The sequence below is a fragment of the Kosakonia sp. SMBL-WEM22 genome, assembly GCF_014490785.1.
Classification (GTDB): domain Bacteria; phylum Pseudomonadota; class Gammaproteobacteria; order Enterobacterales; family Enterobacteriaceae; genus Kosakonia.
The window spans coordinates 4,492,136-4,514,310 of record NZ_CP051488.1 but is presented as its reverse complement, the minus strand read 5'-3'; the positions used below and the strand labels follow the sequence as shown (position 1 = coordinate 4,514,310).

Sequence of the window (22,175 nt, the reverse complement as noted above, 5' to 3'; positions counted from 1 at the left end):
GGAGTAATACAATGGCAGTTGTTAAATGTAAACCGACATCTCCGGGTCGTCGCCACGTAGTTAAAGTGGTTAACCCTGAGCTGCACAAGGGCAAACCTTTTGCTCCGTTGCTGGAAAAAAACAGCAAATCCGGTGGTCGTAACAACAATGGCCGTATCACCACTCGTCATATCGGTGGTGGCCACAAGCAGGCTTACCGTATTGTTGACTTTAAACGCAACAAAGATGGTATCCCGGCAGTTGTTGAACGTCTTGAGTACGATCCGAACCGTTCCGCGAACATCGCGCTGGTTCTGTACAAAGACGGCGAGCGCCGTTACATCCTGGCCCCGAAAGGCCTGAAAGCTGGCGACCAGATTCAGTCTGGCGTTGATGCTGCAATCAAAGCAGGTAACACCCTGCCGATGCGCAATATCCCGGTTGGTTCTACCGTTCATAACGTAGAAATGAAACCAGGTAAAGGCGGTCAGCTGGCTCGTTCCGCTGGTACTTACGTTCAGATCGTTGCTCGCGATGGTGCTTATGTCACCCTGCGTCTGCGCTCTGGTGAAATGCGTAAAGTAGAAGCAGACTGCCGCGCAACTCTGGGCGAAGTTGGCAATGCTGAGCATATGCTGCGCGTTCTGGGTAAAGCAGGTGCTGCACGCTGGCGTGGTGTTCGTCCTACCGTTCGCGGTACTGCGATGAACCCGGTCGACCACCCACATGGTGGTGGTGAAGGTCGTAACTTTGGTAAGCACCCGGTAACTCCGTGGGGGGTTCAGACCAAAGGTAAGAAGACCCGCAGCAACAAGCGTACTGATAAATTCATCGTACGTCGCCGTAGCAAATAATTTTAGAGGATAAGCCATGCCACGTTCTCTCAAGAAAGGTCCTTTTATTGACCTGCACTTGCTGAAGAAGGTAGAGAAAGCGGTGGAAAGCGGAGACAAGAAGCCCCTGCGCACTTGGTCCCGTCGTTCAACGATCTTTCCTAACATGATCGGTTTGACCATCGCTGTCCATAATGGTCGTCAGCACGTTCCGGTATTTGTTTCCGACGAAATGGTCGGTCACAAACTGGGTGAATTCGCACCGACTCGTACTTATCGCGGCCATGCTGCTGATAAAAAAGCGAAGAAGAAATAAGGTAGGAGGAAGAGATGGAAACTTTAGCTCAACATCGCCATGCTCGTTCTTCTGCTCAGAAGGTTCGCCTTGTTGCTGACCTGATTCGCGGTAAGAAAGTGTCGCAGGCTCTGGATATTCTGACCTACACCAACAAGAAAGCGGCTGTACTGGTCAAGAAGGTTCTGGAATCTGCCATTGCTAACGCTGAACACAACGATGGCGCTGACATTGACGATCTGAAAGTTGCGAAAATTTTCGTAGACGAAGGCCCGAGCATGAAGCGCATTATGCCGCGTGCGAAAGGTCGTGCAGATCGCATCCTGAAGCGCACCAGCCACATCACTGTGGTTGTGTCCGATCGCTGAGACTCTGGAGACTAGCAATGGGTCAGAAAGTACATCCTAATGGTATTCGCCTGGGTATTGTAAAACCATGGAACTCTACCTGGTTTGCGAACACCAAAGAATTCGCTGACAACCTGGACAGCGATTTTAAAGTACGTCAGTACCTGACGAAGGAACTGGCTAAAGCGTCTGTATCTCGTATCGTTATCGAGCGTCCGGCTAAAAGCATCCGTGTGACTATTCACACTGCTCGCCCGGGTATCGTTATCGGTAAAAAAGGTGAAGACGTTGAGAAACTGCGCAAGGTCGTAGCGGATATCGCTGGCGTTCCTGCTCAGATCAATATCGCCGAAGTTCGTAAGCCTGAACTGGACGCAAAACTGGTTGCTGACAGCATCACTTCTCAGCTGGAACGTCGCGTTATGTTCCGTCGTGCTATGAAGCGTGCTGTACAGAACGCCATGCGTCTGGGCGCTAAAGGTATCAAAGTTGAAGTTAGTGGCCGTCTGGGTGGCGCTGAGATCGCACGTACCGAATGGTACCGTGAAGGTCGCGTTCCGCTGCACACACTGCGCGCTGACATTGACTACAACACCTCCGAAGCGCACACCACTTACGGTGTAATCGGCGTTAAAGTGTGGATCTTCAAAGGTGAGATCCTTGGTGGTATGGCTGCAGTTGAACAACCGGAAAAACCGGCTGCTCAACCTAAAAAGCAGCAGCGTAAAGGCCGTAAATAAGGAGCGTCGCTGATGTTACAACCAAAGCGTACAAAATTCCGTAAAGTGCACAAAGGCCGCAACCGTGGTCTCGCGCAGGGCACGGATGTGAGCTTCGGCACTTACGGTCTGAAAGCTGTTGGCCGTGGTCGTCTGACCGCTCGTCAAATCGAAGCAGCACGTCGTGCTATGACTCGTGCTGTTAAGCGTCAGGGTAAGATCTGGATCCGTGTATTCCCGGACAAGCCGATCACCGAGAAGCCGCTGGAAGTTCGTATGGGTAAAGGTAAAGGTAACGTGGAGTATTGGGTTGCCTTGATTCAGCCGGGTAAAGTCCTGTACGAAATGGACGGTGTTCCGGAAGAGCTGGCCCGTGAAGCCTTCGAGCTGGCAGCAGCAAAACTGCCGATTAAAACCACCTTTGTAACTAAGACGGTGATGTAATGAAAGCAAAAGAGCTGCGTGAAAAGAGCGTTGAAGAGCTGAACACCGAGCTGCTTAACCTGCTGCGCGAGCAGTTCAACCTGCGTATGCAGGCTGCGAGTGGCCAGCTGCAACAGACTCACCTGTTGAAGCAAGTGCGTCGTGATGTCGCACGCGTTAAGACTTTACTGACTGAGAAGGCGGGTGCGTAATGACCGATAAAATCCGTACTCTGCAAGGTCGTGTTGTTAGCGACAAAATGGAGAAATCCATTGTTGTAGCTATCGAACGTTTTGTGAAACACCCGATCTACGGTAAATTCATCAAACGTACGACCAAACTGCACGTACACGACGAGAACAACGAATGCGGTACCGGCGACGTGGTTGAAATCCGCGAATGCCGTCCGCTGTCCAAGACTAAGTCCTGGACGCTGGTTCGCGTTGTAGAGAAAGCGATTCTGTAATAGAGTACGCGTTCTCTAACGAATAAACGGCTCAGAAATGAGCCGTTTATTTTTTCTACCCATATCACAGAAGTGGTGTTATAATGCCGCGCCCTCGATATGGGGCTTTTTATCGACCCTGATTTTGGGGTCTTCAGTAGTAGTTGACATTAGCGGAGCACTAAAATGATCCAAGAACAGACTATGCTGAACGTCGCCGACAACTCCGGTGCACGTCGCGTAATGTGTATCAAGGTTCTGGGTGGCTCGCACCGTCGCTACGCAGGCGTAGGCGACATCATCAAGATCACCATCAAGGAAGCAATTCCGCGTGGTAAGGTCAAAAAAGGTGATGTGCTGAAGGCGGTAGTGGTGCGCACCAAGAAGGGTGTTCGTCGCCCGGACGGTTCTGTCATTCGCTTCGATGGTAATGCATGCGTTATTTTAAACAATAACAGCGAGCAACCTATCGGTACGCGTATTTTTGGGCCGGTAACTCGTGAACTTCGTTCTGAGAAGTTCATGAAAATTATCTCTCTGGCACCAGAAGTACTTTAAGGAGCGAGTCATGGCAGCGAAAATCCGTCGTGATGACGAAGTTATCGTGTTAACCGGTAAAGATAAAGGTAAACGCGGTAAAGTAAAAAATGTTCTGTCTTCCGGCAAGATCATTGTTGAAGGTATCAACCTGGTTAAGAAACATCAGAAGCCGGTTCCGGCCCTGAACCAACCAGGTGGCATCGTTGAAAAAGAAGCTGCAATTCAGGTTTCTAACGTTGCACTCTTCAATGCGGCAACCGGCAAGGCTGACCGTGTAGGCTTTAGATTCGAAGACGGCAAAAAAGTCCGTTTCTTTAAATCTAACAGCGAAACTATCAAGTAATTTGGAGTAGTACGATGGCGAAACTGCATGATTACTACAAAGACGAAGTAGTTAACAAACTCATGACTGAGTTTAGCTACAATTCTGTCATGCAAGTCCCTCGGGTCGAGAAGATCACCCTGAATATGGGTGTTGGTGAAGCGATCGCTGACAAGAAACTGCTGGATAACGCAGCAGCTGACCTGGCAGCAATCTCCGGTCAAAAACCGTTGATCACCAAAGCGCGCAAATCTGTTGCGGGCTTCAAAATCCGTCAGGGCTATCCGATCGGCTGTAAAGTGACTCTGCGTGGCGAACGCATGTGGGAGTTCTTTGAGCGCCTGATCACTATTGCTGTACCTCGTATCCGTGACTTCCGCGGCCTGTCCGCTAAGTCGTTCGACGGTCGTGGTAACTACAGCATGGGTGTCCGTGAGCAGATCATCTTCCCAGAAATCGACTACGACAAAGTCGATCGCGTGCGTGGTTTGGATATTACCATTACCACTACTGCGAAATCTGACGAAGAAGGCCGTGCTCTGCTGGCTGCCTTTGACTTCCCGTTCCGCAAGTAAGGTAGGGTTACTTCATGGCTAAGCAATCTATGAAAGCACGCGAAGTTAAACGCGTAGCTTTAGCTGAAAAATACTTCGCGAAACGCGCTGAACTGAAAGCGATCATTTCTGATGTGAACGCTTCCGACGAAGATCGTTGGAACGCTGTTCTCAAGCTGCAGAGTCTGCCGCGTGATTCCAGCCCGTCTCGTCAGCGTAACCGCTGCCGCCAAACTGGTCGTCCGCATGGTTTCCTGCGGAAGTTCGGGTTGAGCCGTATTAAGGTCCGTGAATCCGCAATGCGCGGTGAAATCCCGGGTCTGAAAAAGGCTAGCTGGTAATTGTCACCAATTGAATCACGGGAGTAAAGACAGATGAGCATGCAAGATCCGATCGCGGATATGCTGACCCGTATCCGTAACGGTCAGACCGCGAACAAAGCTGCGGTCACCATGCCTTCCTCCAGGCTGAAAGTGGCAATTGCCAACGTGCTGAAGGAAGAAGGTTTTATTGAAGATTTCAAAATTGAAGGCGACACCAAGCCGGAACTGGAAGTGACTCTGAAGTACTTCCAGGGCAAAGCTGTGGTAGAAAGCATTCAGCGTATCAGCCGCCCAGGTCTGCGCATCTATAAAAGAAAAGATGAGCTGCCGAAAGTTATGGGTGGTCTGGGTATCGCAGTTGTTTCTACCTCTAAAGGTGTTATGACTGATCGTGCAGCGCGCCAGGCTGGTCTTGGTGGCGAAATTATCTGCTACGTAGCCTAATCGGAGGAAAGAATGTCTCGTGTTGCTAAAGCACCGGTCGTCATTCCTGCCGGCGTTGATGTAAAAATCAACGGTCAGGTTATCACGATCAAAGGTAAAAACGGCGAGCTGACTCGTACCCTGAACGATGCTGTTGAAGTTAACCAGGCAGACAATGCCCTGACCTTCGGTCCGCGTGATGGTTACGTGGATGGTTGGGCTCAGGCTGGTACCGCGCGTGCCCTGCTGAACTCAATGGTTATCGGTGTTACCGAAGGCTTCACTAAGAAGCTGCAGCTGGTTGGTGTAGGTTATCGTGCAGCGGTTAAAGGCAATGTTGTAAACCTGTCTCTGGGTTTCTCACATCCTGTTGACCATCAGCTGCCGGCGGGTATCACTGCTGAATGTCCGACTCAAACTGAAATCGTGCTGAAAGGCGCTGATAAGCAGGTGATCGGCCAGGTTGCAGCTGATCTGCGCGCCTACCGTCGTCCTGAGCCTTATAAAGGCAAGGGTGTTCGTTACGCCGACGAAGTCGTGCGTACCAAAGAGGCTAAGAAGAAGTAAGGTAACACTATGGATAAGAAATCTGCTCGTATCCGTCGTGCGACCCGCGCACGCCGCAAGCTCAAAGAGCTTGGTGCGACCCGCCTGGTGGTACATCGTACCCCGCGTCATATTTACGCCCAGGTAATCGCATCGAATGGTTCTGAAGTTCTGGTAGCTGCTTCTACTGTAGAAAAAGCTATCTCTGAACAACTGAAGTACACCGGTAACAAAGACGCCGCTGCAGCTGTAGGTAAAGCTGTTGCTGAACGCGCTCTGGAAAAAGGCATCAAAGATGTGTCTTTTGACCGTTCCGGGTTCCAATATCATGGTCGCGTCCAGGCACTGGCAGATGCTGCTCGTGAAGCTGGCCTTCAGTTCTAAGGTAGAGGTGTAAGATGGCTCACATCGAAAAACAGGCTGGCGAACTGCAGGAAAAGCTGATCGCGGTTAACCGCGTATCTAAAACCGTTAAAGGTGGTCGTATTTTCTCCTTCACAGCTCTGACTGTTGTTGGCGATGGTAACGGTCGCGTTGGTTTTGGTTACGGTAAAGCGCGTGAAGTTCCGGCAGCGATCCAGAAAGCGATGGAAAAAGCCCGTCGCAATATGATTAACGTCGCGCTGAACCACGGCACCCTGCAGCACCCGGTTAAGGGTACTCACACGGGTTCTCGTGTCTTCATGCAGCCGGCTTCCGAAGGTACCGGTATTATCGCCGGTGGTGCAATGCGCGCCGTTCTGGAAGTCGCTGGGGTTCATAACGTTCTGGCTAAAGCATATGGTTCCACCAACCCGATCAACGTGGTTCGTGCAACTATTGATGGCTTGGAAAATATGAAGTCTCCAGAAATGGTCGCTGCCAAGCGTGGTAAATCCGTTGAAGAAATTCTGGGGTAATTGACCATGGCAAAGACTATTAAAATCACTCAAACCCGCAGTGCAATCGGTCGTCTGCCGAAACACAAGGCAACGCTGCTTGGCCTGGGTCTGCGTCGTATTGGCCACACTGTAGAACGCGAGGATACTCCTGCGGTTCGCGGTATGGTCAACGCGGTTTCCTTCATGGTTAAAGTTGAGGAGTAAGAGATGCGTTTAAATACTCTGTCTCCGGCCGAAGGCTCCAAAAAGGCGGGTAAACGCCTGGGTCGTGGTATCGGTTCTGGCCTCGGTAAAACCGGTGGTCGTGGTCACAAAGGTCAGAAGTCTCGTTCTGGCGGTGGCGTACGTCGCGGTTTCGAGGGTGGTCAGATGCCTCTGTACCGTCGTCTGCCGAAATTCGGTTTCACTTCACGTAAAGCAATGATTACGGCAGAGATTCGTCTGTCCGATCTGGCTAAAGTAGAAGGCGACGTAGTAGACCTGAACACGCTGAAAGCGGCTAACATTATCGGCATCCAGATTGAGTTCGCGAAAGTGATCCTGTCTGGTGAAGTTTCTCGTCCGGTAACTGTTCGTGGCCTGCGTGTGACTAAAGGCGCTCGTGCTGCTATCGAAGCTGCTGGCGGTAAAATTGAGGAATAAGTAGCAGATGGCTAAGCAACCGGGATTAGATTTTCAAAGTGCCAAGGGTGGAATTGGCGAACTGAAACGCAGACTGCTGTTTGTTATCGGTGCGTTGATTGTGTTCCGTATTGGCTCTTTTATTCCGATCCCTGGTATTGATGCCGCTGTACTTGCCAAACTGCTTGAGCAACAGCGTGGCACCATCATTGAAATGTTCAACATGTTCTCTGGTGGTGCTCTCAGCCGTGCTTCTATCTTTGCACTGGGTATCATGCCGTATATTTCGGCATCAATTATTATCCAGCTGCTGACGGTCGTTCATCCGGCCCTGGCAGAGCTTAAGAAAGAAGGGGAGTCTGGTCGTCGTAAGATTAGCCAGTACACCCGTTACGGTACTCTGGTGTTGGCAATATTTCAGTCAATCGGTATTGCTACCGGTTTACCGAATATGCCTGGTATGCAAGGCCTGGTAATGAATCCAGGCTTTGCATTCTACTTCACCGCTGTTGTAAGTCTGGTCACAGGGACTATGTTCCTGATGTGGCTCGGCGAACAGATTACTGAACGTGGTATCGGTAACGGTATCTCGATCATTATCTTCGCCGGCATCGTGGCGGGTTTACCGCCAGCCATTGCCCATACTATTGAGCAAGCGCGTCAAGGCGACCTGCACTTCCTCCTGTTGCTGTTGGTTGCAGTATTAGTATTCGCAGTGACGTTCTTTGTTGTCTTCGTTGAACGTGGTCAACGCCGCATTGTGGTGAACTACGCGAAACGTCAGCAAGGTCGTCGTGTCTATGCTGCTCAGAGCACACATTTACCGCTGAAAGTGAATATGGCGGGGGTAATCCCGGCAATCTTCGCTTCCAGTATTATTCTGTTCCCGGCGACCATCGCGTCATGGTTCGGGGGCGGTACTGGTTGGAACTGGCTGACAACAATTTCGCTGTATTTGCAGCCTGGGCAACCGCTTTATGTGTTACTCTATGCGTCTGCAATCATCTTCTTCTGTTTCTTTTACACGGCGTTGGTTTTCAACCCGCGTGAAACAGCGGATAACCTGAAGAAGTCCGGTGCATTTGTACCAGGAATTCGTCCGGGAGAACAAACGGCGAAGTATATCGATAAAGTAATGACCCGCCTGACTTTAGTTGGTGCGCTTTATATTACTTTTATCTGCCTGATCCCGGAGTTCATGCGTGATGCGATGAAAGTACCGTTCTACTTCGGTGGGACCTCACTGCTTATCGTTGTTGTCGTGATTATGGACTTTATGGCTCAAGTGCAAACTCTGATGATGTCTAGTCAGTACGAGTCTGCATTGAAGAAGGCGAACCTGAAAGGCTACGGTCGATAAAGGTCGCTCGAGAAGTTACGGAGAGTAAAAATGAAAGTTCGTGCTTCCGTCAAGAAATTATGCCGTAACTGCAAAATCGTTAAGCGTGATGGCGTCATCCGCGTGATTTGCAGTGCCGAGCCGAAGCATAAACAGCGCCAAGGCTGATTATTTCGCATATTTTTCTTGCAAAGTTGGGTTGAGCTGGCTAGATTAGCCAGCCAATCTTTTGTATGTCTGTACGTTTCCATTTGAGTATCCTGAAAACGGGCTTTTCAGCATGGGGCGTGCAAATTAAATTATAGGAGTGCATAGTGGCCCGTATAGCAGGCATTAACATTCCTGATCAAAAACATGCCGTGATCGCATTAACTTCGATCTATGGTGTCGGCAAAACCCGCTCTCAAGCCATTCTGGCTGCTGCGGGCATCGCTGAGAATGTTAAGATCAGTGAGCTGTCTGAAGAACAAATCGACACGCTGCGTGACGAAGTTGCCAAATTTGTCGTTGAAGGTGATCTGCGCCGTGAAGTTAGCATGAGCATCAAGCGCCTGATGGATCTTGGTTGCTACCGCGGTTTGCGTCATCGTCGTGGTCTCCCGGTTCGCGGTCAGCGTACCAAGACCAACGCACGTACCCGTAAGGGTCCGCGCAAACCGATCAAGAAATAATCGGGGTGATTGAATAATGGCAAAGGCACCAATTCGTGCACGTAAACGTGTAAGAAAACAAGTCTCTGACGGCGTGGCTCATATCCATGCTTCTTTCAACAACACCATCGTTACTATTACTGATCGTCAGGGTAACGCACTGGGTTGGGCAACAGCCGGTGGTTCCGGTTTCCGTGGTTCTCGCAAATCCACTCCGTTCGCAGCTCAGGTTGCAGCAGAGCGTTGCGCTGAAGCCGTAAAAGAATACGGTATCAAGAATCTGGAAGTTATGGTTAAGGGACCGGGTCCGGGTCGCGAATCTACTATTCGTGCTCTGAACGCCGCTGGTTTCCGCATCACTAATATTACTGATGTGACTCCGATCCCTCACAACGGTTGTCGTCCGCCGAAAAAACGTCGCGTATAACGCTCGTTTTCTAGGATTGTTGGAGAAAGAAAATGGCAAGATATTTGGGTCCTAAGCTCAAGCTGAGCCGTCGTGAGGGCACAGACCTGTTCCTTAAGTCTGGCGTTCGCGCGATCGATACCAAGTGTAAAATTGAACAAGCTCCTGGCCAGCACGGTGCGCGTAAACCGCGTCTGTCTGACTATGGTGTGCAGTTGCGTGAAAAGCAAAAAGTTCGCCGTATCTACGGTGTGCTGGAGCGTCAGTTCCGTAACTATTATAAAGAAGCAGCACGTCTGAAAGGCAACACCGGTGAAAACCTGTTAGCTCTGCTGGAAGGTCGTCTGGACAACGTTGTATACCGTATGGGCTTCGGCGCCACTCGTGCAGAAGCACGTCAGCTGGTTAGCCATAAAGCAATCATGGTAAACGGTCGTGTTGTTAACATCGCTTCTTATCAGGTTAGTCCGAATGACGTTGTTAGCATTCGTGAGAAAGCGAAAAAGCAGTCTCGCGTGAAAGCCGCTCTGGAGCTGGCTGAGCAGCGTGAAAAGCCAACCTGGCTGGAAGTTGATGCTGGCAAGATGGAAGGCACGTTCAAGCGTAAGCCGGAGCGTTCTGATCTGTCTGCGGACATTAACGAACACCTGATCGTCGAGCTTTACTCCAAGTAAAGCTTAGTACCAAAGAGAGGACACAATGCAGGGTTCTGTGACAGAGTTTCTAAAACCGCGCCTGGTAGATATCGAGCAAGTGAGTTCGACGCACGCCAAGGTGACCCTTGAGCCTTTAGAGCGTGGCTTTGGCCATACTCTGGGTAACGCACTGCGCCGTATTCTGCTCTCATCGATGCCGGGTTGCGCGGTGACTGAGGTTGAGATTGATGGTGTACTTCATGAGTACAGCACCAAAGAAGGCGTTCAGGAAGATATCCTTGAAATCCTGCTCAACCTGAAAGGGCTGGCGGTGAGAGTTCAGGGTAAAGATGAAGTTATTCTTACTCTGAGTAAATCTGGCATTGGCCCTGTGACCGCAGCCGACATTACCCACGACGGTGATGTCGAAATCGTCAAGCCGCAGCATGTGATCTGCCACCTGACCGATGAGAACGCATCTATCAATATGCGTATCAAAGTTCAGCGCGGTCGTGGTTACGTGCCGGCGTCTGCCCGAATTCATTCGGAAGAAGATGAGCGCCCGATCGGCCGTCTGCTGGTTGATGCGTGCTACAGCCCTGTAGAGCGAATTGCCTACAATGTTGAAGCGGCACGTGTGGAACAGCGTACCGACCTGGACAAGCTGGTCATCGAAATGGAAACCAATGGCACAATCGATCCTGAAGAGGCGATTCGTCGTGCGGCAACCATTCTGGCAGAACAACTTGAAGCTTTCGTTGACTTACGTGATGTACGTCAGCCGGAAGTTAAAGAAGAGAAACCAGAGTTCGATCCGATTCTGCTGCGCCCTGTTGACGATCTGGAATTGACTGTCCGCTCTGCTAACTGCCTTAAGGCAGAAGCTATCCACTATATCGGTGATCTGGTACAGCGTACCGAGGTTGAGTTGCTGAAAACGCCGAACCTGGGTAAAAAATCTCTTACTGAGATTAAAGACGTGCTGGCCTCCCGTGGTCTGTCTCTGGGCATGCGCCTGGAAAACTGGCCGCCGGCAAGCATTGCTGACGAGTAACCGGATCACAGGTTAAGGTTTTACTGAGAAGGATAAGGTCATGCGCCATCGTAAGAGTGGTCGTCAACTGAACCGCAACAGCAGCCATCGCCAGGCCATGTTCCGTAACATGGCAGGCTCTCTGGTTCGTCATGAGATCATCAAGACGACCCTGCCGAAAGCGAAAGAGCTGCGTCGCGTAGTTGAGCCGCTGATTACACTTGCTAAGACTGACAGCGTTGCTAATCGTCGTCTGGCATTCGCCCGCACTCGTGATAACGAGATCGTGGCAAAACTGTTTAACGAACTGGGCCCGCGTTTTGCGAGCCGTGCCGGTGGTTACACTCGTATTCTTAAGTGTGGCTTCCGTGCAGGCGACAACGCTCCGATGGCTTACATCGAGCTGGTTGATCGCGCTGAATCGAAAGCAGAAGCTGCTGCAGAGTAATCTGTAGTAACGTAAAAAAACCCGCCTCGGCGGGTTTTTTTATTTCTACTCTACCTCCACCCTTCTACACTGAGTCTGTTCTTAAGTTCAAACCCGGAGGCCATCATGTGGCTACTCGATCAGTGGGCGGAACGGCATATCATTGATGCCCAGCAAAAAGGCGAATTCGATAATCTTGCGGGTAGCGGTGAGCCACTAACACTGGATGACGATTCCCATGTTCCTCAGGATCTACGCGCCGGATATAGATTATTAAAGAACGCTGGTTATCTTCCGCCTGAACTCGAAATGCGCAAAGAGGCAGTCGAGCTTGTCGATCTGCTTGGCACTGTTGAAAAAGATGATCATCAACGCCACGAGCTTAACCGTCGTCTTGCGTTACTGGAGCTTAAATTGCGCCAGGCGGGCGTAAGTACTGATTTTCTGCGCGGAGAATATGCGGCTAAACTGCAGCACAAAGTTAACCCGGAGTAATCATGTATCGTATTGGTGAAATCGCGAAATTGGCTGACGTTACGCCAGATACCATTCGGTATTACGAAAAACAGCAGATGATGGATCATGGAGGGCGCACCGAGGGTGGGTTTCGTCTCTATACCGATCACGATCTTAAACGTCTTAAGTTTATCCGCCATGCCCGGCAGCTTGGTTTTACGCTTGAGTCGATCCGCGAACTGTTATCGATCCGGGTCGATCCTGAGCATCATACCTGTCAGGAATCGAAGAGTATCGTACAGGCACGGCTGAGCGAAGTGGAAGCGCGCATCGAAGAGATGCAGACTATGCGGCGCTCGCTGCAGAAATTGAACGACGCCTGTTGCGGCACTGCCCACAGCAGCGTCTATTGTTCTATTCTTGAAGCGCTTGAGCAGGGTCCTTCTACCAATAACCAGAGTTGATCTTCTTCATCGTGAGGTCTACACTTCGGCCGTTTTACTACACAATTGGAGAAACACATGAGTCGCTACCAACATACAAAAGGGCAGATAAACGATAACGCCATTGAGGCACTTCTGCATGACCCGCTTTTTCGTCAGCGTGTTGAAAAGAATAAAAAAGGAAAAGGAAGTTATCTGCGGAAAAACAAACATGCAAAAAGGGGATTTCAGGAGGCCAGTGGCAAACAAGCGAACCGCTTATTTACCACTGGCCTTCTTACTTTTAAACGCGACTGTTCTGTTCTTTCAGCAGGTCGCGAATTTCGCTGAGTAAGACTTCTTCTTTGCTCGGTGCCGGTGGCGCTTTTGGCTCTTCAGCCTGTTTGCGTTTTAGCTTATTGATCAGTTTGATTGCCAGGAAGATCGCAAAAGCGACAATGATGAAATCAAACACGTTCTGAATAAATACGCCGTAATGCATCACAACGGCAGGCACATCACCTTGTGCTTCACGTAGTGTCAGCGCGAATTGTTTAAAGTCGATACCGCCAATTAACAATCCCAACGGTGGCATGATGATGTCAGCTACCAGTGAAGAGACTATTTTGCCGAAAGCAGCACCGATAATCACACCGACCGCCAAATCGACAACATTCCCACGCATCGCGAATTCGCGAAACTCTTTTAACATACTCATAATCTTCTCCATGTGCTTTGCGTCACACTAAGTCTAACAACATACCTAACAATTTCCATTTAGGTAAATAAAATAACGAGTCTTGTTAGACCCTTACAATAAAGTGGAAATAAGAAGGGCGCCGTAAAAGCGCCCTGAAGAATTAAAGGAAGAAGGGGCTGGGCTGGAAGAGGCGTTCGACATCGGTGATGTATTTTTTATCGGTCAAAAACATAATCACATGGTCGCCTTGCTCAATACGCAAATTATCATTGGCGATCATGACATCGTCTCCGCGAACCACCGCGCCGATGATCGTCCCCGGCGGCAGTTTGATCTCATCGATTACACGTCCCACCACGCGCGATGTCGTTTCATCGCCGTGCGCAACCGCTTCGATTGCTTCGGCGACGCCGCGACGCAGGGAAGAAACCCCCACGATGTCAGCTTTTCGCACATGGCTCAGCAAGGCAGAAATGGTCGCCTGTTGCGGAGAGATGGCGATGTCGATAACGCTGCCCTGGACCAGGTCAACATAGGCGCGACGCTGGATCAGCACCATCACCTTTTTGGCACCCATCCGTTTGGCCAGCATCGCTGACATAATGTTGGCTTCATCATCGTTCGTGACGGCGATAAAGAGATCTACTTGATCGATGTGCTCTTCAGCAAGCAGTTCCTGATCAGATGCATCGCCGTAAAAAACGATCGTATTTTGCAGTTTCTCGGCAAGTTCAGCAGCGCGCTGCTGATCGCGTTCGATCAATTTAACGCTGTAATCTTTTTCAAGCTGATGCGCTAACCCGGCACCGATATTCCCGCCACCGACCAGCATGATGCGTTTATAAGGCTTCTCCAGCCGTTGCAGCTCGCTCATTACCGCACGAATATGCTGCGATGCGGCAATGAAGAAGACTTCATCGCCAGCCTCAACAATCGTCGAGCCCTGTGGGCGAATCGGCCGGTCATGACGGAAAATCGCCGCTACTCGCGTATCAATGTGCGGCATATGCTCGCGCATAGTGGAGAGCGCATTACCAACAAGCGGCCCGCCGTAGTAGGCTTTGACCACCGCCAGACTCACTTTGCCCTCAGCGAAGTTGACCACCTGCAGCGCGCCCGGGTATTCAATCAGGTGATAGATGCTGTCAATGACCAGCTGCTCTGGGGCAATCAGGTGATCGATAGGGACGGCTTCAGAATGAAATAACTTATCCGCATCCCGAACATAGTCGGGGGAGCGAATACGCGCGATGCGGTTTGGCGTGTTAAACAGAGAGAAAGCCACCTGACAGGCGACCATATTGGTCTCGTCGGAGCTTGTGACCGCGACCAGCATGTCTGCATCATCGGCGCCCGCTTCGCGCAGTACACGTGGGTGAGAACCGTGGCCCTGCACAACCCGTAAATCGAACTTATCCTGCAGGCTGTGCAGGCGATCGCCATTCGTATCGACAACGGTGATGTCGTTATTTTCACCGACCAGGTTTTCAGCCAGCGTGCCGCCGACCTGCCCGGCACCCAGAATAATTATCTTCATCTGCTGTGATCCGTTGTCTCTCTTACTGTTTGACTAGCTTAGCGTAATAGAAGCCGTCACCCTCTTCTGCCCCTGGGAGCTTCTGAAGCCCTGGCATTTCTGATGTACCGGTCTCGCTCAGTTGCGCATCCGGGGTACGTTTCAGGAACGCTGCGACCTGATAACTGTTCTCTTGCGGTAAAATCGAACAGGTTGCGTAAACCAACGTACCGCCACTTTTCAAATGTGGCCAGACAGCATCAAGGATTTCTGCCTGTAGCTGCGCCAGTTCGTTAATATCACGATCGCGACGCAGCCACTTAATATCAGGGTGGCGGCGGATAACGCCCGTAGCCGAACAGGGCGCATCAAGCAAAATACGATCAAACTGCTCATCGCCGCACCACTGCGCGGGGAATCGTCCATCACCCTGTTTCACCTCGGCTTTCATGCCGAGACGTTTCAGGTTGTCATAGACGCGTGACAAGCGTTGCTCGTCGATATCCACGGCCAATACGCTTGCTTGCGGTGCCGCTTCAAGAATATGGGTAGTTTTTCCACCCGGCGCGGCACAGAGATCGAGAATACGCTCGCCATTCTGCGGTGCGAGGAAGGTAATACAACCCTGCGCTGAAGCGTCCTGAACCGTTACCCAGCCTTCGCTAAAACCCGGCAGCGACGTTACCGGTGCGGCGTTTGCCAGACGCACTGCATCAGGGTAATCGGAATGAGTGAAACCCTGCTGACCGCTCTCTTCAAGCAGCGCCAACCAGCTATCACGGGTATGGTGCTGACGATTGACACGTAGCCACATTGGCGGGCGTTGATTACTGGCTTCAATAATCTCCGGCCACTGCTGCGGATAGGCTTGTTGTACACGCTTTAACAGCCACGCCGGGAAAAGGTAGCAATTTTCGCTGTTAGCGAACTCGGCGAGTAGCTCTTCCTGCTGGCGCTCGAACTGGCGCAGCACGCCGTTAATCAGCCCTTTCAACTGAGGACGTTTGATGACAACCGCACCTTCGACAGTTTCTGCCAGCGCCGCGTGGGCCGGAATACGCGTATGCAGCAGCTGGTATAAACCCACCATAATGAGATAGTGAACCGTCCGCTGTTTACCCGTCATCGGTCGTGACATTAACTTATTAATAAGCCAGTCCAGTTGCGGCATGACGCGCAGCACGCCGAAGCAGAGCTCCTGCAGCAGCGCCTTATCTTTATCAGTTACTTTCTGTTGTAGCGGCGGCAGGATATTGCTGAGCGATTGCCCTTGTTCAATAACCTGTTCAATTGCCTGCGCAGCCATGCTGCGTAAATTCATCTGTTTTTTCATAACCACAAAAATAAAAATGCCCGGCAGAACCGGGCTTAAATAGGAAATCAGGCCAGACGATTGCCTGGCACAAACCATTCCCGCCGCGAATTCAACAGATCCTGCGCGCTCATCGCTTTTTTACCCGCGGGCTGCAGTGACTCAAGATTCAGTATGCCGTCTGCGGTTGCAACCTGAATCCCAGATTTCGATGCGTCGACAATCGTGCCGGCTTCAACCTGCGTTGAAGAGGGAAGCACAGAGGCTTTCCATACTTTGACCGGCTGCTCATCAATCACAAACCAGCTCATCGGCCACGGATTGAAGGCACGAATGCAGCGCTCCAGCTGCTTTGCGCTCAAGGACCAGTCCATACGCGCCTCATCTTTGCTGAGCTTCTCAGCATAGGTGACCAGCGCTTCATCCTGCACTTGCGGCTGGGCTGTGCCTTGCGCCAGCTGCTGCAGCGTCTCGATAAGACCCTGCGGCCCAAGCGCTGCAAGCTTGTCGTAAAGCGTGGCGCTGGTATCTGCAGATGTTACCGGGCAGGCCAGTTTATACAGCATGTCGCCCGTATCGAGACCAACATCCATTTGCATGATGGTGACGCCTGTTTGCGCGTCGCCGGCCCATAACGCACGCTGAATCGGCGCAGCACCGCGCCAGCGCGGAAGCAAGGAGCCGTGAACATTGATGCAGCCAAGACGCGGCATATCGAGCACCGCTTTAGGCAAAATCAGCCCATAAGCGACGACCACCATCACATCAGCGCTCAATCCGGCGACCAGCTGTTGGTTTTCCTGCTGCCGTAAAGAGGCGGGTTGAAACACGGGCAAGCCTTTCTCTTCCGCCAGCACTTTTACCGGGCTTGGCATCAGTTTTTTACCCCGGCCAGCAGGGCGATCGGGTTGGGTAAAGACCCCTACGATCTCATGTTCAGAAGAGAGCAGCGCGTCAAGGTGACGCGCTGCAAAATCAGGAGTGCCGGCAAAAATAATACGTAGAGAGTCTGACACGTTTATCCTTTTCGGCCTGCGTTAAGCGCGGCCGTTCATACGATCCAGTTTTTCGACTTTCTGACGAATACGCTGGCGTTTCAGCGGAGATAGATAATCGATAAAGAGTTTACCGACCAGATGATCCATTTCATGCTGAATACAGATGGCCAGCAGACCATCAGCTTCGAGTTCAAACGAATTGCCATTACGATCCAGCGCGCGAATTTTCACTTTTTCTGCTCGCGGAACGAGGGCACGTTGTTCCGGAATAGAGAGGCAACCCTCTTCAATACCCGTTTCACCGCTCTTCTCCAGCAATTCTGGGTTGATTAACACCAACTGCTCATCGCGATTTTCTGAGACATCAATCACGATAATTCGCTGATGAATATCAACCTGCGTCGCCGCGAGACCAATGCCCTCTTCGGCGTACATCGTTTCGAACATATCATCAACGATACGTTGAATATCCGCATTCACTTCTTTTACCGGATCGGCAACTTTGCGAAGCCGCTCGTCCGGAATATGTAACACATGCAAAACTGCCATAAATATCCAGAGTTGTGTTCAGGAGTTGTAAAGAATATGCCCTCTATTCTAGACAAATCCCCTGGCGATTGACAGCATCAGTGACCGATCGCAAGGATTGCCGATACGGCTTATGGCAGAGGAGAGGGAATGACATCCACAGAAATTTGGTTACGTCTGATACAGGTTGGTGACCTCACTGGCGACAAGTGGCTGAGTATCGCACAGCAACTGGAGAGCAGCGGTGCGATGACGGCTACCGAACTGCAGGTTTTAGGCATGACGGTGGCACAGACGCGACGCTTTTTTTCCCTTTCGACACGCGAACTCGATCGCTGTCTGGCCTGGCTGGATAACCCTCAACACCACCTGATAGCGGCAAGCGATGACGCTTACCCTGAACCACTGCGCGCCATTGCTGATTACCCCGGCGCGCTGTTTGTTAAAGGCGATATTGCGGTATTGAAATCCCAGCAGTTAGCCGTAGTGGGTAGCCGTGCGCACTCATGGTATGGCGAGCGCTGGGGGCGTCTCTTTTGTGAATCACTCGCACGTGTGGGCTTAACGATTACCAGCGGAATGGCGCTGGGAATTGACAGCGTTGCCCATCGCGCCGCAACAAGCGTAGGGGGGAAAAGTATTGGTGTGCTGGGCAATGGGCTCTTTAGCCTCTATCCGCGCAGACATTCCGCTCTTGCTTCCCAGCTACTTGAACAGGGCGGCGCGCTGATATCTGAGTTCCCCTTATCGGCACCCCCGAAACCGGGCCATTTTCCCCGGCGTAACCGCATTATCAGCGGTCTTAGCCGGGCGGTATTTGTGATCGAGGCCGCATTACGCAGCGGTTCGTTGGTGACGGCCCGGCTGGCGCTTGAGCAAGGTAGGGACGTTTTTGCATTACCGGGTGCCGTTGGCAGCCCCGGTAGCGAGGGGCCACACTGGCTATTAAAACAGGGAGCGACACCCGTTACCGCCCCAGAAGAGATCCTTGAACATTTGCAATATGGGCTAAATTGGGTGGCGGAAACGCACGAAAATGCAATTTATCCTCCAGAAGGCGAAAAGGTGGCATTGCCATTTCCTGAGCTCTTGGCTAACGTAGGAGATGAGGTAACACCTGTTGACGTCGTCGCTGAACGTGCCGGCCAACCTGTGCCAGTGGCAGCTGCTCAATTGCTTGAACTGGAGTTAGCAGGATGGATCGCAGCTGTACCCGGCGGCTATGTCCGATTGAGGAGGGCAAGCCATGTTCGACGTACTAATGTACTTGTTTGAGACTTACATCCATAACGAAGCTGAACTGCGTGTGGATCAGGACAAACTGGAACGGGATCTTACCGACGCCGGATTTGATCGTGAGGATATCTACAACGCGCTGATGTGGCTGGAAAAGCTGGCTGATTATCAGGAAGGCCTGGCCGAACCGATGCAGCTTGCTTCTGATCCGCTCTCCTTACGTATTTATACGCCAGAAGAGAGTGAACGGCTGGATGCCAGTTGCCGGGGATTCCTGCTATTCCTGGAGCAGATTCAGGTGCTAAACCTCGAAACGCGAGAAATGGTGATTGAACGTGCGCTGGCACTGGATAACGCTGAGTTCGAGCTGGAAGATCTTAAATGGGTCATCCTGATGGTGCTCTTCAATATTCCGGGGTGTGAAAACGCCTACCAGCAAATGGAAGAATTACTCTTTGAAGTCAATGAAGGTATGCTGCATTAACTGTTTTTGCAGCTTCAAGAGTTATTATGACCAAATCAGCACTATTTACTGTGCGTAATAATGAGCCCTGCCCACAATGCGGGGCTGAACTTGTCATTCGTTCCGGGAAACACGGTCCTTTTCTCGGATGCTCTCACTATCCAGAATGCGATTATGTGCGCCCCCTGAAAAGCCAGGCAGACGGACATATCGTCAAAGTTCTGGATGGTCAATTGTGCCCGCTTTGCGGCGCCGAACTGGTGCTACGCCAGGGGCGCTTCGGTATGTTTATTGGGTGCAGTCAATATCCAGCCTGTGAACACACCGAACTAATCGATAAGCCTGATGAAACGGCTATTGGTTGTCCGCAGTGCCGAAGCGGGCATCTTGTTCAGCGTCGTTCGCGTTACGGCAAAACCTTCTACTCCTGCGATCGCTACCCTGATTGCCAGTTCGTTATTAATTCCAGACCGGTGGCGGGCGAGTGCCCGGTGTGCCATTACCCGCTGCTGACAGAGAAGAAAACCGCGCAGGGCGTTAAATGTTTCTGTGCCAATAAACAATGTGGAAAGCTGCTCCCAGCGGAATAACTCGTGAAGAATAACCTGCCAAAAGATCCCATCGCCACAATGGTGGCGATCCTGAAAAAAGAAGAAGTCATCGCTTATCCAACCGAAGCCGTTTTCGGCGTGGGTTGTGATCCAGATAGTGAAGTCGCGGTACATCGCCTGCTTAAACTGAAGCAGCGGCCCGTCGAAAAAGGGTTGATACTGATTGCCGCTAATTTTGCGCAACTGAAACCCTATATTGACGACAGCATGCTGTCTGACACCCAACGTCAGGCAATCTTTGCCTGCTGGCCAGGCCCGGTGACATTCGTGTTTCCCGCAAAACCGACCACGCCGCGCTGGCTAACCGGGCGTTTTGATTCTCTTGCCGTGCGCGTCACCGACCATCCGCTGGTGGTTGAGTTGTGCGAGGCTTATGGCAAACCTCTGGTATCGACGAGCGCCAACTTATCCGGTCTGCCGCCGTGTAGAACAGCTCAGGAGGTTGTTGCTCAATTCGGACCAGAGTTCCCGGTTGTCGATGTACCGACTGGTGGCCGGCAGAATCCTTCCGAAATCCGTGATGCACTCACCGGTGAACTCTTCCGACAGGGGTAAAAGCATGGAACCGTACGTCGTTTTTGGCAATCCTGTTGCACATAGCAAGTCACCACTTATACATAAGCAATTCGCCAGCCAGTTGCAAATTGATCACCCTTACGGGAAAACGCTGGCCCCGGTTGATGATTTTGTTAATACGCTAAATGCCTTTTTTGATAATGGAGGCAGGGGGGCCAATGTCACCGTGCCTTTTAAAGAAGAGGCTTTCGCTCGTGCAGATGAGCTGACGGAACGTGCTGCGCTGGCAGGGGCGGTTAACACCCTTAAACTCCTTGAGGATGGGCGCTTGCTCGGGGATAACACCGACGGCATCGGGCTCTTAAGCGATCTGCAACGGTTGGCATTTATCCGGCCAGGCTCGCGCATTCTGCTGGTGGGCGCGGGCGGCGCGGCGCGCGGGGTGATTTTACCCTTGCTATCACTCGATTGTGCTTTGACCATCACTAACCGTACCTGGTCTCGTGCACAGACGCTAGCTGAACTCTTTGCCCATACCGGAAGCGTACAGGCAGTGGAGATGGAGTCGCTTGTAGAGCGGGAATTTGATCTCATCATTAACGCGACTTCGAGCGGGATGGGGGGTGATATTCCGGCACTGCCGGCAGCTATTATTCGCCCGCAGACTTACTGCTACGACATGTTTTATCAGAAAGGCAGCACACCGTTCCTGGCCTGGTGCGAAAAGCTTGGTGCTGTAAATCACGCAGATGGGCTTGGAATGCTGGTAGGGCAAGCGGCGCATGCCGTATTTTTATGGCATGGCGTGTTACCAGAAGTTGAACCTGTTATCGCAATGCTTAAACAGGAGCTGGCGAAATGAACCAGGCAATCCAGTTTCCCGATCGTGAAGAGTGGCATGATTCTACACAGGCGATTGTTTTTCCCGCGCTGGTTAACGGCATGCAGATGATGTGTGCAATAAGCTGTGCGGTGCTGGCGCAGCGTTTTGGTGGCAACACGCCAGAAGATTATCTTGCGCTTTTTCGCCAGCATCGCTGGGATCTGGAAGAGGAGGCGGAGCAGTGCATCCGCCAACAAGAGGAAGACGATCAGGGCGTAATCTGGCTCTCCTGAGTAAGATACTCATCCTTCCATTTCACATAGTTATTTGCCGAGTATTTCAATCCTTCGATTTCGGCCTCCGTCAGGGGGCGAATCTGTTTTACCGGGCTGCCCAGATAAAGGTATCCACTCTCCAGACGCTTATTTTGTGGCACCAGGCTGCCTGCGCCAATCATGACCTCATCTTCAATCACAGCTCCATCCAACACAATCGATCCCATACCGACCAGCACGCGATGACCAATGGTGCAGCCATGTAGCATCACTTTATGACCGACCGTTACATCTTCCCCTATAAGCAATGGATTACCGTCAGGGTTGTAAGAAGACTTATGCGTAACATGCAGAACGCTGCCGTCCTGAATGTTAGTGCGTGCGCCAATCTCTACATAATTGACGTCACCACGAATTACAACCAGCGGCCAGATGCCAACATCCTCTGCCATTCTTACATCACCAACAACGACGCTGGTGGGATCAACCATGACGCGTTGACCAATAATTGGGAAAAGATCCTTATAAGGACGCAGTACAGTAGACATAACACCTCACTTCAATCGGGCCAGAGCTAT

The 22,175-nt window shown here is 51.4% G+C and carries 39 protein-coding genes; 33 read left to right on the top strand and 6 right to left on the bottom strand.

The features are described from left to right. Positions 1-11: 11 nt before the first annotated feature. From rplB to HF650_RS21610, 27 genes are all read left to right on the top strand, one after another. Positions 12-833 carry a 50S ribosomal protein L2 gene (rplB, locus tag HF650_RS21740; protein ID WP_000301859.1) on the top strand — a complete coding sequence of 274 codons (822 nt, stop codon included), beginning with the start codon at positions 12-14 and terminating at the stop codon, positions 831-833. 16 nt (positions 834-849) lie between these two features. Continuing rightward, a complete protein-coding gene (gene rpsS, locus HF650_RS21735; protein WP_001138115.1) occupies positions 850-1,128 on the top strand; it encodes a 30S ribosomal protein S19 in 279 nt (92 codons plus the stop codon). Between the two features lie 14 nt (positions 1,129-1,142). Further along, a complete protein-coding gene (rplV, locus tag HF650_RS21730) occupies positions 1,143-1,475 on the top strand; it encodes a 50S ribosomal protein L22 (RefSeq protein ID WP_002919773.1) in 333 nt (110 codons plus the stop codon). 17 nt (positions 1,476-1,492) lie between these two features. After that, on the top strand, positions 1,493-2,194 hold the full coding sequence (gene rpsC / locus HF650_RS21725; protein WP_000529945.1) for a 30S ribosomal protein S3: 702 nt from the start codon (positions 1,493-1,495) through the stop codon (positions 2,192-2,194). A gap of 12 nt (positions 2,195-2,206) precedes the next feature. Continuing rightward, positions 2,207-2,617: a 50S ribosomal protein L16 gene (gene rplP / locus HF650_RS21720; protein ID WP_007369814.1), complete on the top strand. Its 411-nt coding sequence runs from the start codon at positions 2,207-2,209 to the stop codon at positions 2,615-2,617. Next, positions 2,617-2,808, top strand: coding sequence for a 50S ribosomal protein L29 (gene rpmC / locus HF650_RS21715; protein ID WP_004388609.1), 192 nt, complete (start codon positions 2,617-2,619; stop codon positions 2,806-2,808). Before rplP ends, rpmC begins: the two co-directional genes overlap by 1 nt. Next, the gene (rpsQ, locus tag HF650_RS21710) at positions 2,808-3,062 is read left to right on the top strand and encodes a 30S ribosomal protein S17 (RefSeq protein ID WP_017460070.1); all 255 of its coding nucleotides are present in this window, start codon (positions 2,808-2,810) and stop codon (positions 3,060-3,062) included. Before rpmC ends, rpsQ begins: the two co-directional genes overlap by 1 nt. Before the next feature lie 165 nt (positions 3,063-3,227). Next, the gene (gene rplN / locus HF650_RS21705) at positions 3,228-3,599 is read left to right on the top strand and encodes a 50S ribosomal protein L14 (RefSeq protein ID WP_023479426.1); all 372 of its coding nucleotides are present in this window, start codon (positions 3,228-3,230) and stop codon (positions 3,597-3,599) included. Between the two features lie 10 nt (positions 3,600-3,609). Then, positions 3,610-3,924, top strand: coding sequence for a 50S ribosomal protein L24 (rplX, locus tag HF650_RS21700; RefSeq protein WP_016538464.1), 315 nt, complete (start codon positions 3,610-3,612; stop codon positions 3,922-3,924). Between the two features lie 14 nt (positions 3,925-3,938). Next, positions 3,939-4,478, top strand: a complete 540-nt coding sequence (gene rplE, locus HF650_RS21695; protein WP_023479410.1) for a 50S ribosomal protein L5 — start codon at positions 3,939-3,941, stop codon at positions 4,476-4,478. 14 nt (positions 4,479-4,492) lie between these two features. After that, positions 4,493-4,798, top strand: coding sequence for a 30S ribosomal protein S14 (rpsN, locus tag HF650_RS21690; RefSeq protein ID WP_007369817.1), 306 nt, complete (start codon positions 4,493-4,495; stop codon positions 4,796-4,798). A 33-nt stretch (positions 4,799-4,831) separates the two neighbouring features. Next, entirely contained in the window at positions 4,832-5,224 is a 393-nt protein-coding gene (rpsH, locus tag HF650_RS21685) for a 30S ribosomal protein S8 (protein ID WP_023479407.1), read from the top strand. 12 nt (positions 5,225-5,236) lie between these two features. Next, entirely contained in the window at positions 5,237-5,770 is a 534-nt protein-coding gene (gene rplF, locus HF650_RS21680; RefSeq protein WP_187800312.1) for a 50S ribosomal protein L6, read from the top strand. Positions 5,771-5,779: 9 nt separating this feature from the next. Then, positions 5,780-6,133, top strand: coding sequence for a 50S ribosomal protein L18 (rplR, locus tag HF650_RS21675; protein WP_017460073.1), 354 nt, complete (start codon positions 5,780-5,782; stop codon positions 6,131-6,133). 14 nt (positions 6,134-6,147) lie between these two features. After that, on the top strand, positions 6,148-6,648 hold the full coding sequence (rpsE, locus tag HF650_RS21670) for a 30S ribosomal protein S5 (protein ID WP_007369821.1): 501 nt from the start codon (positions 6,148-6,150) through the stop codon (positions 6,646-6,648). A gap of 6 nt (positions 6,649-6,654) precedes the next feature. After that, the gene (gene rpmD / locus HF650_RS21665; protein WP_001140434.1) at positions 6,655-6,834 is read left to right on the top strand and encodes a 50S ribosomal protein L30; all 180 of its coding nucleotides are present in this window, start codon (positions 6,655-6,657) and stop codon (positions 6,832-6,834) included. A gap of 3 nt (positions 6,835-6,837) precedes the next feature. Further along, positions 6,838-7,272 (top strand): 50S ribosomal protein L15, encoded by a 435-nt coding sequence (gene rplO / locus HF650_RS21660; protein ID WP_187800311.1) that lies wholly within the window; start codon positions 6,838-6,840, stop codon positions 7,270-7,272. Between the two features lie 7 nt (positions 7,273-7,279). Next, complete coding sequence (secY, locus tag HF650_RS21655; RefSeq protein ID WP_007369823.1) at positions 7,280-8,611, top strand: preprotein translocase subunit SecY; 1,332 nt, start codon at positions 7,280-7,282, stop codon at positions 8,609-8,611. Positions 8,612-8,641: 30 nt separating this feature from the next. Next, positions 8,642-8,758, top strand: a complete 117-nt coding sequence (rpmJ, locus tag HF650_RS21650; protein WP_000868187.1) for a 50S ribosomal protein L36 — start codon at positions 8,642-8,644, stop codon at positions 8,756-8,758. A gap of 146 nt (positions 8,759-8,904) precedes the next feature. Then, positions 8,905-9,261, top strand: coding sequence for a 30S ribosomal protein S13 (rpsM, locus tag HF650_RS21645; RefSeq protein WP_023479435.1), 357 nt, complete (start codon positions 8,905-8,907; stop codon positions 9,259-9,261). A gap of 16 nt (positions 9,262-9,277) precedes the next feature. Next, positions 9,278-9,667, top strand: a complete 390-nt coding sequence (gene rpsK, locus HF650_RS21640; RefSeq protein WP_002919257.1) for a 30S ribosomal protein S11 — start codon at positions 9,278-9,280, stop codon at positions 9,665-9,667. Between the two features lie 32 nt (positions 9,668-9,699). Then, complete coding sequence (rpsD, locus tag HF650_RS21635) at positions 9,700-10,320, top strand: 30S ribosomal protein S4 (protein WP_000135224.1); 621 nt, start codon at positions 9,700-9,702, stop codon at positions 10,318-10,320. Positions 10,321-10,345: 25 nt separating this feature from the next. After that, positions 10,346-11,335: a DNA-directed RNA polymerase subunit alpha gene (gene rpoA / locus HF650_RS21630; RefSeq protein WP_023479415.1), complete on the top strand. Its 990-nt coding sequence runs from the start codon at positions 10,346-10,348 to the stop codon at positions 11,333-11,335. Positions 11,336-11,375: 40 nt separating this feature from the next. After that, positions 11,376-11,762, top strand: a complete 387-nt coding sequence (gene rplQ / locus HF650_RS21625; protein WP_023479432.1) for a 50S ribosomal protein L17 — start codon at positions 11,376-11,378, stop codon at positions 11,760-11,762. Between the two features lie 105 nt (positions 11,763-11,867). Continuing rightward, positions 11,868-12,236, top strand: a complete 369-nt coding sequence (locus HF650_RS21620; RefSeq protein ID WP_187800310.1) for a DUF1992 domain-containing protein — start codon at positions 11,868-11,870, stop codon at positions 12,234-12,236. A 2-nt stretch (positions 12,237-12,238) separates the two neighbouring features. Further along, a complete protein-coding gene (gene zntR, locus HF650_RS21615; protein ID WP_187800309.1) occupies positions 12,239-12,661 on the top strand; it encodes a Zn(2+)-responsive transcriptional regulator in 423 nt (140 codons plus the stop codon). A gap of 57 nt (positions 12,662-12,718) precedes the next feature. Continuing rightward, on the top strand, positions 12,719-12,970 hold the full coding sequence (locus HF650_RS21610) for a ribosome alternative rescue factor ArfA (protein WP_187800308.1): 252 nt from the start codon (positions 12,719-12,721) through the stop codon (positions 12,968-12,970). Here the strand turns inward: HF650_RS21610 and mscL are convergent. The 5 genes from mscL to def all read right to left on the bottom strand — a co-directional run bounded on the left by mscL (position 12,924) and on the right by def (position 17,694). After that, entirely contained in the window at positions 12,924-13,337 is a 414-nt protein-coding gene (gene mscL / locus HF650_RS21605) for a large-conductance mechanosensitive channel protein MscL (protein ID WP_094422322.1), read from the bottom strand. The two genes, HF650_RS21610 and mscL, sit on opposite strands and share 47 nt — an antisense overlap. A 142-nt stretch (positions 13,338-13,479) precedes the next feature. Further along, positions 13,480-14,856 carry a Trk system potassium transporter TrkA gene (gene trkA, locus HF650_RS21600; protein WP_187800307.1) on the bottom strand — a complete coding sequence of 459 codons (1,377 nt, stop codon included), beginning with the start codon at positions 14,854-14,856 and terminating at the stop codon, positions 13,480-13,482. 22 nt (positions 14,857-14,878) lie between these two features. After that, complete coding sequence (rsmB, locus tag HF650_RS21595; RefSeq protein ID WP_187800306.1) at positions 14,879-16,168, bottom strand: 16S rRNA (cytosine(967)-C(5))-methyltransferase RsmB; 1,290 nt, start codon at positions 16,166-16,168, stop codon at positions 14,879-14,881. A 47-nt stretch (positions 16,169-16,215) separates the two neighbouring features. Further along, positions 16,216-17,163 (bottom strand): methionyl-tRNA formyltransferase, encoded by a 948-nt coding sequence (fmt, locus tag HF650_RS21590; RefSeq protein WP_187800305.1) that lies wholly within the window; start codon positions 17,161-17,163, stop codon positions 16,216-16,218. A gap of 21 nt (positions 17,164-17,184) precedes the next feature. Next, on the bottom strand, positions 17,185-17,694 hold the full coding sequence (gene def / locus HF650_RS21585) for a peptide deformylase (protein ID WP_023479413.1): 510 nt from the start codon (positions 17,692-17,694) through the stop codon (positions 17,185-17,187). Between the two features lie 129 nt (positions 17,695-17,823). On the opposite strand from def, the gene dprA reads away from it, so the two are divergent. Genes dprA through HF650_RS21555 form a run of 6 tightly spaced genes read left to right on the top strand, consistent with a single transcriptional unit; the run spans position 17,824 to position 21,615 of the window. Continuing rightward, positions 17,824-18,948, top strand: a complete 1,125-nt coding sequence (dprA, locus tag HF650_RS21580) for a DNA-protecting protein DprA (protein WP_187800304.1) — start codon at positions 17,824-17,826, stop codon at positions 18,946-18,948. Then, positions 18,920-19,393: a DUF494 family protein Smg gene (gene smg / locus HF650_RS21575; RefSeq protein ID WP_187800303.1), complete on the top strand. Its 474-nt coding sequence runs from the start codon at positions 18,920-18,922 to the stop codon at positions 19,391-19,393. Before dprA ends, smg begins: the two co-directional genes overlap by 29 nt. 26 nt (positions 19,394-19,419) lie before the next feature. Further along, on the top strand, positions 19,420-19,962 hold the full coding sequence (locus HF650_RS21570; protein ID WP_187800302.1) for a topoisomerase DNA-binding C4 zinc finger domain-containing protein: 543 nt from the start codon (positions 19,420-19,422) through the stop codon (positions 19,960-19,962). A gap of 3 nt (positions 19,963-19,965) precedes the next feature. Further along, a complete protein-coding gene (gene tsaC, locus HF650_RS21565) occupies positions 19,966-20,538 on the top strand; it encodes an L-threonylcarbamoyladenylate synthase type 1 TsaC (RefSeq protein ID WP_187800301.1) in 573 nt (190 codons plus the stop codon). A 4-nt stretch (positions 20,539-20,542) separates the two neighbouring features. Continuing rightward, complete coding sequence (gene aroE / locus HF650_RS21560) at positions 20,543-21,361, top strand: shikimate dehydrogenase (RefSeq protein WP_187800300.1); 819 nt, start codon at positions 20,543-20,545, stop codon at positions 21,359-21,361. Further along, complete coding sequence (locus HF650_RS21555; RefSeq protein ID WP_187800299.1) at positions 21,358-21,615, top strand: DUF1488 domain-containing protein; 258 nt, start codon at positions 21,358-21,360, stop codon at positions 21,613-21,615. Before aroE ends, HF650_RS21555 begins: the two co-directional genes overlap by 4 nt. On the opposite strand, the gene HF650_RS21550 is transcribed toward HF650_RS21555, so the two are convergent. Beyond that, positions 21,591-22,145 carry a gamma carbonic anhydrase family protein gene (locus HF650_RS21550; protein WP_187800298.1) on the bottom strand — a complete coding sequence of 185 codons (555 nt, stop codon included), beginning with the start codon at positions 22,143-22,145 and terminating at the stop codon, positions 21,591-21,593. The two genes, HF650_RS21555 and HF650_RS21550, sit on opposite strands and share 25 nt — an antisense overlap. Positions 22,146-22,175 lie beyond the last annotated feature (30 nt).

Coding starts and splice junctions, on each gene's coding strand:
- rpsC (WP_000529945.1), top strand. CDS start 1,493: ATGGGTCAGAAAGTACATCCTAATGGTATTCGCCTGGGTATTGTAAAA.
- secY (WP_007369823.1), top strand. CDS start 7,280: ATGGCTAAGCAACCGGGATTAGATTTTCAAAGTGCCAAGGGTGGAATT.
- rplR (WP_017460073.1), top strand. CDS start 5,780: ATGGATAAGAAATCTGCTCGTATCCGTCGTGCGACCCGCGCACGCCGC.
- rpsQ (WP_017460070.1), top strand. CDS start 2,808: ATGACCGATAAAATCCGTACTCTGCAAGGTCGTGTTGTTAGCGACAAA.
- rpmD (WP_001140434.1), top strand. CDS start 6,655: ATGGCAAAGACTATTAAAATCACTCAAACCCGCAGTGCAATCGGTCGT.
- rplX (WP_016538464.1), top strand. CDS start 3,610: ATGGCAGCGAAAATCCGTCGTGATGACGAAGTTATCGTGTTAACCGGT.
- rpsH (WP_023479407.1), top strand. CDS start 4,832: ATGAGCATGCAAGATCCGATCGCGGATATGCTGACCCGTATCCGTAAC.
- zntR (WP_187800309.1), top strand. CDS start 12,239: ATGTATCGTATTGGTGAAATCGCGAAATTGGCTGACGTTACGCCAGAT.
- rpsN (WP_007369817.1), top strand. CDS start 4,493: ATGGCTAAGCAATCTATGAAAGCACGCGAAGTTAAACGCGTAGCTTTA.
- smg (WP_187800303.1), top strand. CDS start 18,920: ATGTTCGACGTACTAATGTACTTGTTTGAGACTTACATCCATAACGAA.
- trkA (WP_187800307.1), bottom strand. CDS start 14,856: ATGAAGATAATTATTCTGGGTGCCGGGCAGGTCGGCGGCACGCTGGCT.
- rpsK (WP_002919257.1), top strand. CDS start 9,278: ATGGCAAAGGCACCAATTCGTGCACGTAAACGTGTAAGAAAACAAGTC.
- rplB (WP_000301859.1), top strand. CDS start 12: ATGGCAGTTGTTAAATGTAAACCGACATCTCCGGGTCGTCGCCACGTA.
- aroE (WP_187800300.1), top strand. CDS start 20,543: ATGGAACCGTACGTCGTTTTTGGCAATCCTGTTGCACATAGCAAGTCA.
- rplV (WP_002919773.1), top strand. CDS start 1,143: ATGGAAACTTTAGCTCAACATCGCCATGCTCGTTCTTCTGCTCAGAAG.
- HF650_RS21555 (WP_187800299.1), top strand. CDS start 21,358: ATGAACCAGGCAATCCAGTTTCCCGATCGTGAAGAGTGGCATGATTCT.
- rplF (WP_187800312.1), top strand. CDS start 5,237: ATGTCTCGTGTTGCTAAAGCACCGGTCGTCATTCCTGCCGGCGTTGAT.
- rplN (WP_023479426.1), top strand. CDS start 3,228: ATGATCCAAGAACAGACTATGCTGAACGTCGCCGACAACTCCGGTGCA.
- mscL (WP_094422322.1), bottom strand. CDS start 13,337: ATGAGTATGTTAAAAGAGTTTCGCGAATTCGCGATGCGTGGGAATGTT.
- rsmB (WP_187800306.1), bottom strand. CDS start 16,168: ATGAAAAAACAGATGAATTTACGCAGCATGGCTGCGCAGGCAATTGAA.
- HF650_RS21550 (WP_187800298.1), bottom strand. CDS start 22,145: ATGTCTACTGTACTGCGTCCTTATAAGGATCTTTTCCCAATTATTGGT.
- rplP (WP_007369814.1), top strand. CDS start 2,207: ATGTTACAACCAAAGCGTACAAAATTCCGTAAAGTGCACAAAGGCCGC.
- rplQ (WP_023479432.1), top strand. CDS start 11,376: ATGCGCCATCGTAAGAGTGGTCGTCAACTGAACCGCAACAGCAGCCAT.
- rpoA (WP_023479415.1), top strand. CDS start 10,346: ATGCAGGGTTCTGTGACAGAGTTTCTAAAACCGCGCCTGGTAGATATC.
- HF650_RS21570 (WP_187800302.1), top strand. CDS start 19,420: ATGACCAAATCAGCACTATTTACTGTGCGTAATAATGAGCCCTGCCCA.
- rpmC (WP_004388609.1), top strand. CDS start 2,617: ATGAAAGCAAAAGAGCTGCGTGAAAAGAGCGTTGAAGAGCTGAACACC.
- rplO (WP_187800311.1), top strand. CDS start 6,838: ATGCGTTTAAATACTCTGTCTCCGGCCGAAGGCTCCAAAAAGGCGGGT.
- HF650_RS21620 (WP_187800310.1), top strand. CDS start 11,868: ATGTGGCTACTCGATCAGTGGGCGGAACGGCATATCATTGATGCCCAG.
- dprA (WP_187800304.1), top strand. CDS start 17,824: ATGACATCCACAGAAATTTGGTTACGTCTGATACAGGTTGGTGACCTC.
- rpsS (WP_001138115.1), top strand. CDS start 850: ATGCCACGTTCTCTCAAGAAAGGTCCTTTTATTGACCTGCACTTGCTG.
- rpsD (WP_000135224.1), top strand. CDS start 9,700: ATGGCAAGATATTTGGGTCCTAAGCTCAAGCTGAGCCGTCGTGAGGGC.
- HF650_RS21610 (WP_187800308.1), top strand. CDS start 12,719: ATGAGTCGCTACCAACATACAAAAGGGCAGATAAACGATAACGCCATT.
- rplE (WP_023479410.1), top strand. CDS start 3,939: ATGGCGAAACTGCATGATTACTACAAAGACGAAGTAGTTAACAAACTC.
- rpsE (WP_007369821.1), top strand. CDS start 6,148: ATGGCTCACATCGAAAAACAGGCTGGCGAACTGCAGGAAAAGCTGATC.
- rpmJ (WP_000868187.1), top strand. CDS start 8,642: ATGAAAGTTCGTGCTTCCGTCAAGAAATTATGCCGTAACTGCAAAATC.
- def (WP_023479413.1), bottom strand. CDS start 17,694: ATGGCAGTTTTGCATGTGTTACATATTCCGGACGAGCGGCTTCGCAAA.